Here is a 15,412-nt window from a genome sequence, read left to right on the forward strand (position 1 = left end):
CTGACAGCCGCGCGCGGTGGCGTGCAGTACAAACGGCTCACATTCACGGAGATCGCAACGCCTGCGATCTTCCTGCCCTCATTTTTCATCGACCTGAACGATCCGAGGAGTCCACCGGCATGTCCAACGCACCCAGTCCACAGGAAACGATCGCCAAGCGCATTCTCTTCATCATGGTGAACGAGCAAGGCCTGCGCGCCGGAGACGGAATGAGCCCCGACAACCTCACGCACGACATGGCGCGCCACCAGATCTCGCAGGAAGACCAGCAGCAGGCCGTGCAGCTCGCCAAGGACAAGGGCTGGCTGCGCGACGGCCCTTACGGCGAGCTTCAGCTCACCGAAACCGGCTTCGCGCTGGACTGAGACAGGCTCTCCCTCAGATGCCGATGCGCCTGGCCGTTCCGATGCGGCGGCAGCTGATTGCGGGCCTGCTCGTAGTGATGGGTGAAGACATCGAGCCATGCCGCGAGCACGCCGGATGCGGCCGTCTCGCCCGCGAGCTCAAGGCACAGCGACGCCACCTCGCTGGTGCAGAAATGATCGCTGCGCGTGGAGCGCCGCAACCGGTAGGCCGACACCTGTTCAGGATGCAGGCTCAGCACCGGAAACCGGTCCAGATACGGGCTCTTGTGAAACATCTTGCGCGCCTGCGGCCACGTCGCGTCGAGCAGGATGAACAGCGGGCGCCTGCCTGACGCGGCAGCGCCTGCATCAGCCTCCAGCGGGCCCGCCACCGTCTCCACCACGCGCTCGGGCGGATCGACGAACTCGCGCGGAAACACCACATAGGGCTGCCATTGCGGATCCTCGAGCAGGGCCAGCAAGGCGTCGTTCTTCTCCGTGCGCGACCAGCCGAACGCAAACGTATCGGCCACCACATCGGCGATCAGCCAACCCGTGTTCGTGGGCTTGAGCGGCTCGGCGTCGTGCATCAGCAGGCACATGCCGGCGCGCGTGCGCTGCTCCACATCGATACCGCAGAGGCAGTGCGACAGGCGCAGGCGGCAGCCCTCGCAGCGCGCCACCCTGGAGCCGCCACGCGCCAGAAACGGCCGGGTGCTGATCGCGCGGCGCGCGGTGCTCAGGCGCGCGACCGCATGCGGTGCACGCGGAGCGTTCAATCCTGCTTGCATTCGAGCTCGAACATCGGCACCTCGCAGCGCTGGCTCACCCAGACACCGCCGCCCAATTCGTGGAAATTCAACGCCAGACCACGGCGATACAGCGCCGCGCGATGGCGGTACAGCCGCGCATCGGTGAGGTCCTCGTCGATCACGCCGCGCTCGTAGTCCTCGCGGCTCACGGCCTCGACGTAGAGACCGCCCCGGCTCAGACGACCGAGGTTCTCGAGCGCGAGCTTCAGATCCGACGCGCTCAAGTAAGGCAGCACGCCCTGGCAGATCACCAGATCGAATGGCTCGTCGCTGCGGTAGTCGACCACCGAGCCCTGCTCCCAGCCATAGCGCCCGCACAGATAGCTGCTGAACTCGACCCCGTGGTAGCTCGCCCCCGGGAAATGCTGGCTCACCGCCTCCTTCCACAGGCCGATGCCGCAGCCGACATCGAGCACCCGCGCCACCGGCACGCGCAGATAGACAAGGTACGAGCAGACGAACGCGCCCAACCGCCGCGAATGTTCGACATCGATCACGCTGGTCTTCTTGTCGAAATAAAAACGCTGGTAGTAGGCCTCGTCAAACCACTGCTCGCTGGCTGATTGCACGCATGCTCCTGAAAAAACTGGAAGGAAAAACTGGAAGAAAACAGGAAAGGAAGACCGCCGCGCCCAAAAGAAAGCGGCGGGGGCGAAAGTATCGCCCACGCCGCGTGTCGGTGCTCCCGCTGCGGTATTCAGCGGCCAGCGTTATGCGTTCTTCGGCGGACGGTAGTTCAGGCAGACCTTGTTGCCGTCGGGATCGCGCAGATAGGCCAGATACAGACGCCCGGGGCCTTCACCGCGATAGCCCGGCGGGTCTTCGCAGGTTACGCCGCCCGCTGCCAGACCCGCCGCATGCGCCGCATTGGCCTGTTCCTCGGACGTGGCCGCAAACCCGAAGGTGCTGCCGTTGCCGACGCTCGCCGGCTCGCCGTTGATCGGCGTGCTCACCGCGAACGTGCCGCCCGATCCGCGCCAGAAGAAGCGGTTCTTGTTGGACACGCCGGGCGAGATGCCCAGCGCGCCGAGCAGCGCATCGTAGAACTTCCTGGACCGCTCCAGATCGCTGACACCCACCATGATGTGACTGAACACGTTCGTCTCCTCAAGTTTGAATGGAATGGGATTTCAAGAATAGCCGAACCAGCCGGCGAAATCCTGCGCGCAGGCGACATGCCACTCCACGTTCTGATACACAGAATGACGGTTTTCCTAGCAAAAACCCTTATACCTCCGCTTTCCTCCTTGTCTTAGACTGAGCTCAAACAGAACAGTAGTTCTATCAGACAGACCAAACTCAACTCTAGACAACGGGTAGCTCGATGAAAAAGATGTGGATCGGCGGACAGGCCGTGGATGGCGATGCGGGTGTTGCACCTCTGGTGTCGGTGAATCCGGCCACGGGCGAGGTGAACTACGAGGTGGCTGCGGCCGGGGCCAAGGCGGCGGATGCGGCGGTGAAGATCGCCGACGAGGCGGTGCGCGACAAGAAGTGGCGCAACATGCTGCCGCCCGCACGCGCGGCGATTCTGTCGAAGATCGCCGACGGCATGGAACGGCGCAGCGAGGAGCTGGCGCGGCTGCAGATGATCGAGAACGGCAAGGTCTGGCGCGAGTGCCAGGTGCAGGTCAAGAGCGCGGCCGCCACCTTCCGCTACTACGCGGGGGTCTGCGAAACCACGGGCTCCGAAGTGACGCCCGCGCGTGGTGACTATCTCTCGATGTCGGTCTACGAGCCCTATGGCGTGATCGCCGCGATCACGCCGTGGAACTCGCCGATGACGATGGAAGCGCAGAAGGTCGCACCCGCGCTCGCCGCGGGCAATGCGGTGATTCTCAAGCCCTCCGAGATCACGCCCTCCACCGGCCTGCTGCTGGCCGAGATCGCGCAGGAGGCGGGTCTGCCCGCCGGCATTCTGAACGTGCTGCCCGGCACCGGCCAGCAGGTGGGTGCCGCTCTGGTGGAGCATCCGCGCGTGCGCCTGGTGTCGTTCACCGGCGGCACGGAAAGCGGTCGCCGCATCGCCGAGACGGCGGCACGCAAGCTCATGCCGGTCGCGCTGGAGCTGGGCGGCAAGTCGCCGCACATCGTGTTCGACGATGCCCCCATCGACTCGGCCGTGGCGGCGCTCGCGGGCGGCATCTTCGAGGGCAGCGGCCAGTCCTGCGTGGCGGGCTCGCGCGCGTTCGTGCAGCGCAAGGTCTATGACGAGGTGGTCGCCAAGCTGAGTGCCGTGGCGCGCTCGCTCAAGGTCGATCTGCCCGATGCGGCCGGTGCCGAGATGGGTCCGCTCGCCACGTTCGCGCACCGCGACAAGGTGGCCGGCATGGTCGAGGCGGCGCGCGCTGCGGGCGCCGACATTCTCGCGGGCGGCGCACGCCCCGAAGGCAAGCAACTCGACAAGGGGGCGTACTACCTGCCCACGCTGATAGGCGGCATCGACAACCACGCGGCCATCGCGCAGCAGGAAATCTTCGGCCCGGTGCTCTGCATGATTCCGTTCGACGACGAGGACGATCTCATCACCCAGGCCAACAACTCCTGCTTCGGCCTCGCCTCGGGCGTGTGGACGCGTGACTACCAGCGCGCATGGCGCGTGGCGCGCGCGCTGGAGGCGGGCACGGTGTGGATCAACACCTACAAGCAACTGTCGATCGCCACGCCGTTCGGCGGCTTCAAGGACAGCGGCATCGGACGCGAAAAGGGCATCTCCGGCATGCGCCTGTATCAGCAGCCCAAGGGCATTTACTTCGGCATGGGCCAGCTCGGCTGAGCGAGAAGAAACACGACAAAAGGAATTCTGAAATGAGCAATCCACAACACATCGGCTTCATCGGTCTGGGCGTGATGGGCGAGCCGATCTGCCGCAACCTCGCGCGCAAATCGGGCGCTCCGGTGCTGGCGTTCGACCTGTCCAAGGAGCCGCTGGCGCGTCTCGCGGCCGATCAGGTGAAGGCCGTCGCGACGCCCGCCGAAGTCATGCAGCAGTGCGACGTCGTCTTCCTCTCCCTGCCCTCGGGCGAAGTCGTCGACAAGCTGAGCCGCGAGGCCAACGGCCTGCTCGCGAATGCGCGGTCGGGACAGATCGTGATCGACCTCAGCACATCCGCCGTCAACACCACGCGCGCGCTGGCCAAGGAGTTCGAGGCACGCGGCGCCCATCTTGTCGACGCCCCCGTGGCCCGCACCCGCGCGGCCGCCGAGGCCGGCACGCTGGCGGTCTTCGTCGGCGCCACGCCCGAACTGTTCGCGCAGGTGCAGCCGCTGATCGCCACCTTCGCCTCCGACATCGCGCTGTGCGGCCCGGTGGGCTGCGGCCAGGTGCTCAAGATTCTCAACAACATGATGCTGTTCGAAAACGTGGTCGCGATCAGCGAGGCCAAGAATATCGGTGAGCGCGCGGGCGTCGATCCCAAGGTGCTGTTCGAGACGCTGACCCAAGGCTCTGCCGACAGCTTCGCGCTGCGCAACCACGGCATGAAGGCGGTGCTGCCCGGCGAGTTTCCCGAGCGTGCGTTTTCCGTCAAATACGCGCAGAAAGATTTGCACTATGCGCTGCAATTGGCCGATGAAACCGGCGTCGATGCGCGCGGCGCGCGAGTCGTCGATGCATGGTTCAATCAGGCGATTGCAGACGGCGCAGGTGAGAATTACCACCCCGTCATCAGCACATTGATGACAAAGAAATCCTGATTGCGCGACAGTCGATCCACACTGGCTGCACTAACGGCTTTTGTGGGTCTATTTGAAGTTGCATTTGCTCGCAAATTCAGTTGCGTTTTGTCGCAATCGCGTGCCTACCATAGACTGAATTTCATACAGTCATCGGCAGGCACGCCATGGAACCCTCGGCCCCGCTCTTTCCGCAGCAGGTGTTGCAAAAGACCCTGCGCTCCCGACGTTTGGAGTTTCAGGTGACGGATGCGGGCCGGTCCGTCACACTCGCCAACGGCCTGCGACTCGAGCCTTTTCTGATGGCCTGCGAGCAGGTCTCCAAGGAGCGCTTCCACTCCACGACCGTGATCGAGGCGAGCCACCCCACGCTCTTTCCCAATCCGCTGTTCGAATACCAGCACGCCCAGGGCCGCTCGCGGCTCGACGCGCTCGGCCGTGGCTTCGCCGCGTGGGTGGACATGGATCTGGTCGCGCTGATCGACGCCTGCAGCCCTTCGCCTGTGCACTGTTCAATCATCGAGCTGGGGTACGCCGGCAAAGGCGTGCACGGGACGACCCGGCGCGAAGTGCTGCTCGGGCCGATGGCGCACTACCAGCAGCACGCGTCGCGCCGCGCCGAGGAGCACCCATTCTGCCCCTGCTGCCTGTTCACCAACAGCATGGCGGCCTTCGGCGGGCTGCTGCAGAGCCACGACTTTCTGGGCGTGCGCCTCTATGCCTCACGCGATCCCGACGGCCTGTGCGAAGCCGACTGCCGGGTGAATGGCCACCATTTCTCCGCGGCCGTCGCACTGCTGTGCGCCTATGCCGAACTCTGGCCCGACGCAGGCATGGAGTACCGCAAGCAATACATCGTCATCCGCAACGCGCCGCGCGTGCTCGAATGAACGCGCCTGACCCCATCCGGGCGCGGGGAGGACGGATCGCCTGCTTCAGCATCGATCTCGACCGCACTCGTTCTTCCCGCAGCCGGTGGCGCTCACTTGACGCCACCCACTCCGGCATCGACGGTGCCGAACACCGTCACGCCACTGCTGTCGCCCGCCTGTGAGCCCGGGCTCCTGGCGGACGAACCGGTGGCCGTGCAGCCCGCGAACATGCCCGCAGCCCCCAACGCGATGACGAGCGCCGCGACGCGGCACGAGAAGAATCGGAATCGCATGCGTGAACACTCCTTTTTCAGCGTCGAGCCCCATGTTACCCACCACCCGTCCCGCCCATCGCCCATGAATCCCTGCGCACGGCATTGAATCCCGGCCAATTCCTACCCTCTGCAAATATTTGGACAAGCAGATATACTGAAATTAATAAGCCGCCTAACTAAAATGACAACTCCAGATCCCACCGCTCCCAACGCCTATGCCGGTCTCCCGCGGGAGGATGCGCTGCTCAAGCTCACCCGCAGCATGGGCTTCTGCAATGCGCGCTATGTGCCGATCGCCAACAAGGCGGTCGCGCATCTCGGTCTCTCGGAGGCGTCGACCTGGCCGCTGTTGGCGGTCTCGCGCTATGGCGACGGCCTACGTCAAGGCGTGATCGCCGACATTCTCGGTATCAAGGCACCGTCGCTCACGCGGCCGCTGGACTATCTGGAAGACGCGGGCCTGATCGAGCGACGCGACGACCCCGTCGACGGGCGCGCCAAGACCCTGCATCTCACGCACCAGGGCCGCGAGCTCACCCACCAGATCGAGGCCGCTCTCAAGACGCTGCGCCACGAGCTGTTCCGGGGCGCGTCCGATGCGGATGTCGAGGCTTGTCTGCGGGTGTTCTCCGCGCTCGAAGACCGCATGGGCCGCGTTACGCCGGATGTGGCGCCCTTGAAGAACGCGGCGCGCTGACTGCGGAACGGACAACGGCTGATCCCTCCGATGATGAAACTCCCCACCTTGCCGCGCTTCACGCGGGCGGAAATGCTCTTCTCGGCCAAGTGCCTGGCCTCCGCCGTGCTCTCGCTGTATGTGGCGAGCCGCCTGGGCCTGTCGCGTCCGTTCTGGGCGATGATGACCTCGTACGTGGTCGCCAGTCCGCTCGCGGGCACGGTGCGCTCCAAGGCGGTGTACCGCGTGCTCGGCACCATCGTCGGCTGCACGGCCACGCTGCTGATCCTGCCATCGCTCGCCAACACCCCCGAGCTGCTGACGCTGGCGCTCGCGCTCTGGGTGGGCGGCTGTCTCTACATCTCGCTGCTCGATCGTTCACCCGCGTCCTATGTGTTCATGCTCGCGGGCTACACGGCCGCGATGATCGGGTTTCCCAACGTCGAGGCGCCTCAGACGCTGTTTGACAACGCCACGCTGCGCGTCGAGGAAATCATCGTCGGCATTCTGTGCGCGACGCTCGTGCACAGCATCGTGTTTCCCAAGGGCCTCGCGCCCGCCGTGCTGGGCCTGCTCGACGGCGCGATGAAGCACACGCGGCACTGGATCCAGGATCTGCTGGTCACCGATGCGCCCGATCCGAAATCGGCCCTCGCGAGCGACCGCAGCAAGGTCGCGGGCGACATCACGCAGCTGCGCCTTTTGTCCACGCACATTCCGTTCGACACCACCAATCTGCGCTGGACCGCCGGTGCCGTGAGCACCATGCAGGACCACATCGCCTCGCTGATGCCCACGGTCTCGGCGGTGGAGGACCGGCTCGTCGCGCTGGAACAGGCGGAAGGCGCGCTCGCGCCCGACGTGGTGGCCATGCTGGCGCGCATCCGCGACTGGCTAGATGCGCAGGACTTCCAGCGGCTCGCCCCCGACCGCGCCCGGCAGCTGGCCGATCTGCGCGCCGAGATCCACGGCTTCGCGATGCAGCGCTGGAGCGAGCAGTCCAACCACTGGTCACGCCTGCTGCGCGTGGCACTGGCGACGCGGCTCACCGAACTCGTCGACGCGTGGGACGCCTGCGTGCGACTGCGCCACGACATCGACGCGGGCATCGGCGGCGCGCCCGTCGCGTCACGGCGCCTGGGCAACCTGAGCCACCGCGCGCTGCACCTGGACCACGGCATGGCAGCGCTGTCAAGCTTTGCGGCCGTGCTCGCGATCTGCCTGTGCAGCGCGTTCTGGATCCTCACCGGCTGGCCTGCGGGCTCGGCCGCCACCATGATGGCCGCCGTCTTCTGCTGCTTCTTCGCCACCATGGACAACCCGGTTCCGGCGATCAGAAGCTTTCTCAAATACGTGCTGTGCTCGATGCCGCTGTCGGTCTTCTACGTGCTGGTCCTGCTGCCCAACGTGCAGGACTTCGGCATGCTGATCGCGGTCTGCGCGCCCGTGTGTCTGGTGCTGGGCTGCTACATGGCGCGACCACAGAACATGATGGCGGCGATGGGCATTCTGCTCGGCGGCTTCTTCGGCACGCTTGCCATGTACGACACCGGAGCCGTCGATCTCATCACCTTCGTGAACTCGATGATCGGGCAGATCGTGGGCATCGTCACCGCCGCCGTGGTGACCGCGCTGGTGCGCAGCGTGGGCGTGGCCTGGGCGGCGCGGCGCATTCAGCGCGCGAACTGGCGCGAACTTGCCGAACTCGCGCAGCCCGGCGCCAGCGCGCGCCAGCTCGACGCTTACGCGGTGCGCATGCTCGATCGCATAGGCCTGCTTGCGCCGCGCATCGCGCAGGCCGGAGGCCAGATCGACGGCGTGGCCAAAGACCAGGCGCTGCGCGATCTGCGCGTGGGTGCAGACCTCGCGTCGCTGCAGCGCCAGAACATCCCGATGGAGTCGGCGCGCGTCGCCGGCCTGCTTCGCGACATCGGCCAGTTCTTCGAGCGCCGCAGCGCAGGCCTGTCCGACACCGAGCTGCCGCCCGCCCTCCTCACGCACATCGACCAGGTGCTGGACTACGCCGCGACGCGCCCCGAATCGCAGCCCCAGTGGCGCGCCGCAGTGACCGCGCTCGTCGGTCTGCGCCGCAACCTCTTTCCGGCCGCTCCTGCTGCCCTGACCTCCACCAGCGCCGCGCAAGCGGCCTCCGCATCATGATCGGCGAAGCATCTTTCTATGGCCTCTATCTGCCCTGGCTCATGCCGCTGGCGCTGCTTGCGCTCATCGTGCTGCTGGGCGTGCAGCGCGTGCTCGCGGCCGCCGGGCTGTACCGTCGCATCTGGCACCCGGCGCTGTTCGACATCGGGCTCTATGTGCTGCTGCTCTGGGGACTTTCGCGCCTGAGCGCGCTGCTGCAATGAACACTGCATTTCAGAAAAAAAGAGAACAACATGACTGACAAGAACACCCCCGCTCCAGCTGCCCACAAGCCCGGCCTTTTGCAGCGCATCGCCACGCGCACGATTCCGGTCGGCATCACGCTTGCGGTGAGCGCCGCCGCCGTCGTCGCCGCCTTCCAGCTGTGGGACCACTACGAGCTCGCGCCGTGGACGCGCGATGGCCGCGTGCGCGCCAACGTCGTGCAGATAGCGCCCGATGTCTCTGGCCTCGTCACCGAGGTCGCCGTGCAGGACAACCAGCGCGTGCAGGCCGGACAGCTGCTGTTCGAAGTGGATCAGGCACGCTATGCGCTTTCGCTGCGCCAGGCCGAAGCGGCCGTCGCGTCGCAGAAGATCGCGCTCGCGCAGGCCAAACGCGAGGACGCGCGCAACGCAAGCCTCGACAACCTGATCTCGCAGGAAGTGCGCGAGCAGACGCGCACCAAGGTCGAGCAGGCCAACGCCGCGCTCGCGCAGGCACAGGTCACGCTGGACACGGCGCGGCTGAACCTCGCCCGCGCGCGCATCGTCGCGCCGTCCGACGCCTTCGTCACCAACCTCGATCTGCGCCGCGGCAGCTACGCCACCGCCGGTCATCCCGCGATGGCGCTGGTCGATTCGAAATCGTTCTACGTCGAAGGCTATTTCGAAGAAACCAAGCTCGCGCGCATCCACGTCGGCGACCGCGTGAAGGTCACGCCCATGGGCGCGGGCAAGCCGCTCGAGGGCACGGTGGAGAGCATCGTCGCGGGCATCGCCGACCGCGACCGCGCGACCAGCGCCAACCTGCTGCCCACGGTGAACCCGACGTTCAACTGGGTGCGCCTCGCGCAGCGCGTGCCGGTGCGCGTGAAGCTCGATCCGCTGCCCGACGACGTCAAGCTCGTCGCGGGCCAGACCGTGACGGTGGAAGTCGTGCCGCAGCGGCGCGGCGATGCACAGCAGACCAGCGCCGGTAACCTGCAGCACAACAAGGGATGAGCGCCATGCGGCAAGAAGAAACCCTCGCCGGCCGACGCGTTCTGAACGCCTCGCTGTGCGCCGTCGCACTGGCCGCTCTGGCCGCTTGCGGCACCAAGCCCGTCGGCCCCGACTATGCCGTGCCCAGTCAAGCCATCGCCTTGCAGGTTCGGGCCGATCAACCGTTCGCGGGCACGCAGGACGCAACGCTTGCGCAGGAAAGCGACCGACGCGTCAGCAGCGCGCCCCTGCCCGATCACTGGTGGCAGCTCTACCGCAATGACGAACTGAACGCGTTGATCGCCAAAGCGCTCGAGCACAACACCGATCTGCGCCAGGCGCTCGCCAACCTCGAACGCGTGCAGGCCGTCGAGCAGGAAATCGCAGGCAGCGCGCGCCCCAGCGTGAACGTGGGCGCAAGCCCGAGCTACGGCCACGTGTCGGGACTGTCCGTGCTGTCGCCGGGCCATGTGCCGGCCAATGCCTTCAGTTACTCGACCAACGGCGCCATCGCCTACCAGCTCGATCTGTTCGGCCAGATCCGGCGCTCCATCGAATCCGCACAGGCGGGCACCGATGCCGCGCAGGCAGCCGTCGATCTTGCGCGGGTGAATGTCGCGGCAGGCACGGCCCGCGCCTATGCCGCCGCGTGCAACGCCGGATTGCGGCTCGATGTGATGCAGCATTCCATCGCGCTGCAGACACAGTCCGCCGACATCTCGCAACGTCTGCACGACGCGGGCAAGGTCGGCTCGATCGATGCGCAGCGCGCGCACGCGCAGGTCGAGCAACTGAAGGCCGAATTGCCGCCGCTGCATGCTGCAAGGCAAAACGCGCTGTTCCAGCTCGCCACACTGACGGGCGAGCAACCACAGAACTTTCCGCGCGAGGTGCAGCAATGCAGTGGAGCGCCGCAGGTGGTCGGCACGATTCCCGTCGGCGACGGCCAGGCGCTGCTGCGCCGCCGCCCGGACATCCGCCAGGCCGAACGCCAGCTCGCGCAAGCCACCGCGCAAATCGGCGTGGCGACCGCCGATCTGTATCCCAAAATTTCTCTCGGGCTGTCGGCCGCGTCCGCCGGTCACATGACGGGATTCGGGCGTGGCGACACCTTCAGCTGGAGCCTCGGCCCGCTGATCTCGTGGAGCATTCCGGTGAATGGCACAGCGCACGCGCGCATCGCGCAGGCCGAAGCAAGCGCGAGGGGCGCACTCGCCAGATTCGACGGCACCGTGCTCAATGCGCTGCGCGAAACCGAGATCGCCTTGAACAACTACGCCCGCGAGCTCGACCGCAACGCCCGCCTGCAAGCCGCGCGTGCACAAAGCGCCAAGGTGGCCGAAGAGACCCGCCGCCTCTACGCCAACGGCAAGACGGGCTACCTCGACACGCTCGATGCGGAGCGTGTGCTGGTCAACGCCGACTCGGCGCTGGCCATCTCGCAGGCCAGTCTCTCGGACGACCAACTGGCGTTGTTCCTCGCACTGGGAGGCGGATGGGGGCCATGATTCGCGCGGTGCGTGCTGCCCTTCAATTCGCACTGATTCCAGGGGGCAATTGACAATGACGAATCCACCCTCAGGACCCCTGCTTGCGGCGCAATGCAATGCAGCATAGCAAGCACTCGCACTCCCGTTGACAATCGTTCCATATATTGGAAAGTGACACGGTTTTGTCAACTTGGATGACTTTGTTCTGCGCAATCGCCATTCTCTTTGCACTTTTTTACAAGTGACCGACTAGCGAGAGAAATAGCAAATGGGATTCAAGATTTCGATGATTGCCGGCGCGGCGCTGGCCTTCGCGTTCAATGCAAGTGCAGCCAATGTCTACCCGGCCGACGTCGTCGCCGCAGGGCCCTTCAACTGGTCCACAGGCGGGGACGGCCTGTACAACACCACCGATGACTTCAACAACCAATGGGGCCAGATCGACCTGCGAGCGGGCGGCACCGCCGAAGTCACTGGGGACTACCCACGCAGCGGCAACGGCTCGCTCAAGCTGGCCTCCAACGGTGACGCCAGCGCCAAGGCAGGCGTCGCCTACTACCCACCTACACAGAACGGCTTCGGCCCGTTGTCGAGTATCACCGCCGCTTCGTTCGACTACATGCGTGTCGCGGACTCTGCGGACAACACGCCGATCATGCGTCTGTTCCTGTTCGCGCCCAACACCGACACGCACTTGGTCACAGTGCTGTGGGAGCCTTCGATCAACGGCGTCACCGTGACCAATGGCACATGGGCCACGGCCGACGTGCTGAACGGTACGGTGCGCACCACAAAAACTAACCAGGCCGCCCCATTCTCGGGCAGCTTCGCCAGCCTTGCCAGCGACCCGGCCTACCAGGGTCTGATCGTGCGCGCAGTGGAAATCGGCTTCGGCTCCGGTGGCTGGAGCGGCGCATTCGTGGGCGCTGCGGACAACGTGGTTATCACGGGTTCTGTCACTTCCGTCACCAGCAACTTCGAGATGGCACCGCCCACCTTCAACGTGACCATCGACACCGGCGCCGACGGCAGCAGCGTTCCGGCTGCAGGCGTGGTGCAGGCAGTGGATGAAAACGACACGCTGGCCGTCGCATACACTCCCGCCACCGGCTTCGAGATCGACACCGTCACCGGCTGCGGTGGCGCCCTGAGCGGCACCACCTACACCACCGCTGCCGTGACGGCCGACTGCACGGTCACCGCCAGCTTCAAGGCCGTGGCCACGCCACCTATCACCGCCGTGCCGCCAACCGCCACCACGTCGGTGCCGACACTCAGCCAATGGGGCGTGATGCTGCTGGGCCTGCTGACCGCCGGTGTCGCCGCACTGCGCCTGCGTCGCCGCGGCTGATCGATTCAGAGAACGCGAGGAGGATCGGCGGCCCACGGCTGCCGGTCCTCCTTTTTAATGTGAATCACATTGGGGCCACAACGGCGCGCTGCCGTGCACTGCGATGACGCGGGCGATGACGCATGCCATGAACCATCCCCTACAATCCGGCGGTCATCGCGGCACGCGTCTGCCGCGAGCTCCTTGTCCGACCCCATGTTCACCACCGCGAACTTTCTCTACATCGCCTCGGTATCCGCGCTGATTCTCGCGATGCCCGGCCCCACCAACACGCTGCTGTTTTCCTCCGGCGTGGCGCGCGGCTTCACGCGTTCGCTGGTGCTGGTGGCCGCGGAACTCGTGGCCTATCTGCTGTCGATCAGCTGCTGGGGCTTTCTGCTGCTCAAGCTGCTGCAGGACCAGGCCTGGATCGCCACCGTGCTCAAGCTCGGCGCAGCCTGCTACATCGCGTACCTGTCGCTCAAGATCTGGAAGTTCGAGAAAAGCCTCACGCCCGAAACCAGCATCACCAGCCGCCATGTGTTCGTGACCACACTGCTCAACCCCAAGGCGTTTCTGTTCGCCTCGTTCGTCATGCCGCCTGCGGTGTTTCTCGACACTTCGATGTATTTCCCGGCGATGGGCACGTTCGCGCTGACGATGATTCCGGTGTCCATCGGCTGGTGCATGCTCGGGCAGATAGCGCGCAGCGGCAGCGGACGGGTGCCGTTGATTTCGTCGGGAGTGATGCTGCGCGGCGCATCCCTCGTTCTGTGCTTCTTCTCCGCCTCCATCCTCTACGACGTAGTCCACAAGGCCTGGCTGCACGCTTGATTCATTGAGCGCGTGAACTCGACTGCACGAAGCTTTGGGCTTCGATGGGCGGGGCGTTTTGAGGCACCGAGACAGGGGGTTGATCGCGGCGGGTGCTTGCTGCGTTGGCCGCTGCTCTCAACCCCGAATGCATTGCTGTTTCAGGCTGCTGCTGTGGCTGTCGCCTTTCGTTGCTGCAGCCACGCGAGAAATTCGCCGACGGCCTGCTTGCCTTCGTTCGGCAACGCCATCAGCTCGGTTCTCACGGCGTCGCGCGGGATCAGGCCCAAGCCCGTGGCGACGAACATCCAGTTGATCACGTGGAAGATGCCGCGCCTGCCGTGCAGCGTGTAGCCCTCCAGATCGAGCAAACGCGGCGCGCGCAGTTGCATGCATTCCTTGAGCGCGCGGTAGGCGTCGGGCAGGGGCGTCGCAGCCACATCGCGCCAGAACGCGGTGTCGCGGCGCGGGCAGTCGTAATGCATGCGCAGAAAGTCGCGCACCTCGATCCACGACTGATGGTTCGACATGTTGAACTCGCGCACGGCGCTGTCCGAGACGATGCCCTGGCTCTGCGTGAGCACGCGCACGAAGTTGCGGACGCTCTCGACCATCTGGCCGATGGAAGTCGCTTCCAGCGGCTCCACAAAGCCCGATGCCAGCCCCACGCTCAGCACGTTGCCGACCCAGACCTGCTCGTAGCAGCCTGGCTCGAAACGGATGACGCGCTGCGGCTTGACGGCAAAGCCCAGGTGGCTCTGTATTTCGGTCGCCGCATCCTCGTCCGAGATGTGCCTGCTGCTGTAGACATAGCCCGCGCCCACGCGGTCGACCAGCGGAATCTGCCACATCCAGCCCGAGGACAGCGCAATGGCGCGACTCACCAGACCGGGGTTCTTTTCAGGGTGCGGCATGTAGAACGGTATCGCGCGATCCATCAGCAGATGCTCGCTGAATGAGTGCCAGCGGCTCGGCACCACCTTGCCCATGATCTTGCGCGACAGCCCGCTCGCATCGATCACGAAATCGAGCTCGATGCGCTCGCCGTCGCGCGTGACGAGCGCCACGACGCGGCCCGGCTCGTTCGTCTGCACATCGTCGACGATGGCGTCCTGGTGCACGATGTTGCGCGACAGCGCGGTCTTCCTGAAGAAATCCGCGATCTTGTAGCTGTCGAAATGGAACGAACTGATGATGTCGACCTGCCCGTCTTCGAGCGCCTGTTTCGCCTCCCGCTGGCTCGCGTTGCCCCGGATCAGATCCATGCCGCGCAGATAGTCGGGCATCTCGATGCCGTTGTGGATCATCGCCGAGATCAGCGGAAAGCCGCCGTTCTTCTCCCACTTCGACGCCGCTCCCTCGGCAGACGCGAACGGGTGAAAGTAGCGGTCATTCTTTTCCCCCGTGCGCCAGCCCTCGTAGCTGAAGCCCCACTTGTAGGTCGCGCCGGTCTCGCGCACGAAATCGTCGGCGTCGATGTCGATGGACTGCAGCGCCGCCTGCAGATTCAGCAAGCCCCCCTCGCCCACGCCGACCACGCCGATCTGCGACGACTCGATCACGCGGATCTCCACCGCCGCGCTGAAAATCTTTCGGAGCGACAAGGCGGCAAACCATCCCGCCGTACCGCCTCCCAGAACAACGACGCGTTTCGCGCCTCTCAAATTGAGCACTTCGACCTCCCTCTATGCAAGCTGATGTATGTGTGAAATCCACTCTACATCAGGCTTTCGGGGCGATTCATTGATTAATCATGCGTGCATGCGCCGGCTCATATTCAGCAA

The 15,412-nt window shown here is 65.3% G+C and carries 16 protein-coding genes; 11 read left to right on the forward strand and 5 right to left on the reverse strand.

Annotated features, from left to right (window positions below):
* Positions 1-119 precede the first annotated feature (119 nt).
* On the forward strand, positions 120-365 hold the full coding sequence (locus ISG32_RS11295; RefSeq protein ID WP_194771123.1) for a hypothetical protein: 246 nt from the start codon (positions 120-122) through the stop codon (positions 363-365).
* Here ISG32_RS11295 and ISG32_RS11300 read toward each other — a convergent pair.
* From ISG32_RS11300 to ISG32_RS11310, 3 genes are all read right to left on the reverse strand, one after another.
* Positions 332-1,135 carry a tRNA-uridine aminocarboxypropyltransferase gene (locus ISG32_RS11300; protein WP_194771124.1) on the reverse strand — a complete coding sequence of 268 codons (804 nt, stop codon included), beginning with the start codon at positions 1,133-1,135 and terminating at the stop codon, positions 332-334. The genes ISG32_RS11295 and ISG32_RS11300 overlap by 34 nt on opposite strands.
* Positions 1,120-1,725, reverse strand: a complete 606-nt coding sequence (locus tag ISG32_RS11305) for a class I SAM-dependent methyltransferase (protein ID WP_194771125.1) — start codon at positions 1,723-1,725, stop codon at positions 1,120-1,122. The genes ISG32_RS11300 and ISG32_RS11305 overlap by 16 nt, the downstream gene beginning before the upstream one ends.
* 141 nt (positions 1,726-1,866) lie before the next feature.
* Positions 1,867-2,253, reverse strand: coding sequence for a VOC family protein (locus tag ISG32_RS11310; protein ID WP_194771126.1), 387 nt, complete (start codon positions 2,251-2,253; stop codon positions 1,867-1,869).
* Positions 2,254-2,480: 227 nt separating this feature from the next.
* On the opposite strand from ISG32_RS11310, the gene ISG32_RS11315 reads away from it, so the two are divergent.
* The 3 genes from ISG32_RS11315 (at position 2,481) to ISG32_RS11325 (ending at position 5,721) form a co-directional block, all read left to right on the forward strand.
* Positions 2,481-3,932, forward strand: coding sequence for an aldehyde dehydrogenase (locus ISG32_RS11315; RefSeq protein ID WP_194771127.1), 1,452 nt, complete (start codon positions 2,481-2,483; stop codon positions 3,930-3,932).
* On the forward strand, positions 3,929-4,852 hold the full coding sequence (locus tag ISG32_RS11320; RefSeq protein ID WP_228529790.1) for an NAD(P)-dependent oxidoreductase: 924 nt from the start codon (positions 3,929-3,931) through the stop codon (positions 4,850-4,852). Before ISG32_RS11315 ends, ISG32_RS11320 begins: the two co-directional genes overlap by 4 nt.
* A 146-nt stretch (positions 4,853-4,998) precedes the next feature.
* A complete protein-coding gene (locus tag ISG32_RS11325) occupies positions 4,999-5,721 on the forward strand; it encodes a DUF6348 family protein (RefSeq protein WP_194771129.1) in 723 nt (240 codons plus the stop codon).
* 92 nt (positions 5,722-5,813) lie between these two features.
* On the opposite strand, the gene ISG32_RS11330 is transcribed toward ISG32_RS11325, so the two are convergent.
* Positions 5,814-5,996, reverse strand: coding sequence for a hypothetical protein (locus ISG32_RS11330; protein ID WP_194771525.1), 183 nt, complete (start codon positions 5,994-5,996; stop codon positions 5,814-5,816).
* Positions 5,997-6,159: 163 nt separating this feature from the next.
* Here ISG32_RS11330 and ISG32_RS11335 point away from each other — a divergent pair, with 163 nt between their 5' ends.
* From ISG32_RS11335 to ISG32_RS11365, 7 genes are all read left to right on the forward strand, one after another.
* Complete coding sequence (locus ISG32_RS11335) at positions 6,160-6,675, forward strand: MarR family winged helix-turn-helix transcriptional regulator (RefSeq protein ID WP_194771130.1); 516 nt, start codon at positions 6,160-6,162, stop codon at positions 6,673-6,675.
* 33 nt (positions 6,676-6,708) lie between these two features.
* Complete coding sequence (locus tag ISG32_RS11340) at positions 6,709-8,814, forward strand: FUSC family protein (RefSeq protein ID WP_194771484.1); 2,106 nt, start codon at positions 6,709-6,711, stop codon at positions 8,812-8,814.
* Positions 8,811-9,017 carry a DUF1656 domain-containing protein gene (locus tag ISG32_RS11345; RefSeq protein ID WP_194771131.1) on the forward strand — a complete coding sequence of 69 codons (207 nt, stop codon included), beginning with the start codon at positions 8,811-8,813 and terminating at the stop codon, positions 9,015-9,017. The genes ISG32_RS11340 and ISG32_RS11345 overlap by 4 nt, the downstream gene beginning before the upstream one ends.
* Positions 9,018-9,047: 30 nt before the next feature.
* Positions 9,048-10,016 (forward strand): efflux RND transporter periplasmic adaptor subunit, encoded by a 969-nt coding sequence (locus tag ISG32_RS11350; RefSeq protein ID WP_194771132.1) that lies wholly within the window; start codon positions 9,048-9,050, stop codon positions 10,014-10,016.
* Between the two features lie 5 nt (positions 10,017-10,021).
* On the forward strand, positions 10,022-11,503 hold the full coding sequence (locus ISG32_RS11355) for an efflux transporter outer membrane subunit (RefSeq protein ID WP_228529752.1): 1,482 nt from the start codon (positions 10,022-10,024) through the stop codon (positions 11,501-11,503).
* Between the two features lie 250 nt (positions 11,504-11,753).
* Positions 11,754-12,836, forward strand: a complete 1,083-nt coding sequence (locus ISG32_RS11360; RefSeq protein WP_194771134.1) for an IPTL-CTERM sorting domain-containing protein — start codon at positions 11,754-11,756, stop codon at positions 12,834-12,836.
* Between the two features lie 183 nt (positions 12,837-13,019).
* On the forward strand, positions 13,020-13,649 hold the full coding sequence (locus tag ISG32_RS11365) for a LysE family translocator (protein WP_194771135.1): 630 nt from the start codon (positions 13,020-13,022) through the stop codon (positions 13,647-13,649).
* A 140-nt stretch (positions 13,650-13,789) separates the two neighbouring features.
* Here ISG32_RS11365 and ISG32_RS11370 read toward each other — a convergent pair whose 3' ends face one another.
* Positions 13,790-15,301, reverse strand: a complete 1,512-nt coding sequence (locus ISG32_RS11370; protein WP_194771136.1) for a tryptophan halogenase family protein — start codon at positions 15,299-15,301, stop codon at positions 13,790-13,792.
* Positions 15,302-15,412: the final 111 nt, after the last annotated feature.

Source organism: Diaphorobacter caeni, assembly GCF_015354245.1.
Lineage (GTDB): Bacteria > Pseudomonadota > Gammaproteobacteria > Burkholderiales > Burkholderiaceae_C > Diaphorobacter_A > Diaphorobacter_A caeni.

Excerpts from the sequence above, each read along its gene's own strand:
- ISG32_RS11335 (WP_194771130.1), top strand. The coding sequence starts at position 6,160 with ATGACAACTCCAGATCCCACCGCTCCCAACGCCTATGCCGGTCTCCCG.
- ISG32_RS11295 (WP_194771123.1), top strand. The coding sequence starts at position 120 with ATGTCCAACGCACCCAGTCCACAGGAAACGATCGCCAAGCGCATTCTC.
- ISG32_RS11360 (WP_194771134.1), top strand. The coding sequence starts at position 11,754 with ATGGGATTCAAGATTTCGATGATTGCCGGCGCGGCGCTGGCCTTCGCG.
- ISG32_RS11355 (WP_228529752.1), top strand. The coding sequence starts at position 10,022 with ATGCGGCAAGAAGAAACCCTCGCCGGCCGACGCGTTCTGAACGCCTCG.
- ISG32_RS11350 (WP_194771132.1), top strand. The coding sequence starts at position 9,048 with ATGACTGACAAGAACACCCCCGCTCCAGCTGCCCACAAGCCCGGCCTT.
- ISG32_RS11345 (WP_194771131.1), top strand. The coding sequence starts at position 8,811 with ATGATCGGCGAAGCATCTTTCTATGGCCTCTATCTGCCCTGGCTCATG.
- ISG32_RS11315 (WP_194771127.1), top strand. The coding sequence starts at position 2,481 with ATGAAAAAGATGTGGATCGGCGGACAGGCCGTGGATGGCGATGCGGGT.
- ISG32_RS11300 (WP_194771124.1), bottom strand. The coding sequence starts at position 1,135 with ATGCAAGCAGGATTGAACGCTCCGCGTGCACCGCATGCGGTCGCGCGC.
- ISG32_RS11330 (WP_194771525.1), bottom strand. The coding sequence starts at position 5,996 with ATGCGATTCCGATTCTTCTCGTGCCGCGTCGCGGCGCTCGTCATCGCG.
- ISG32_RS11325 (WP_194771129.1), top strand. The coding sequence starts at position 4,999 with ATGGAACCCTCGGCCCCGCTCTTTCCGCAGCAGGTGTTGCAAAAGACC.
- ISG32_RS11340 (WP_194771484.1), top strand. The coding sequence starts at position 6,709 with ATGAAACTCCCCACCTTGCCGCGCTTCACGCGGGCGGAAATGCTCTTC.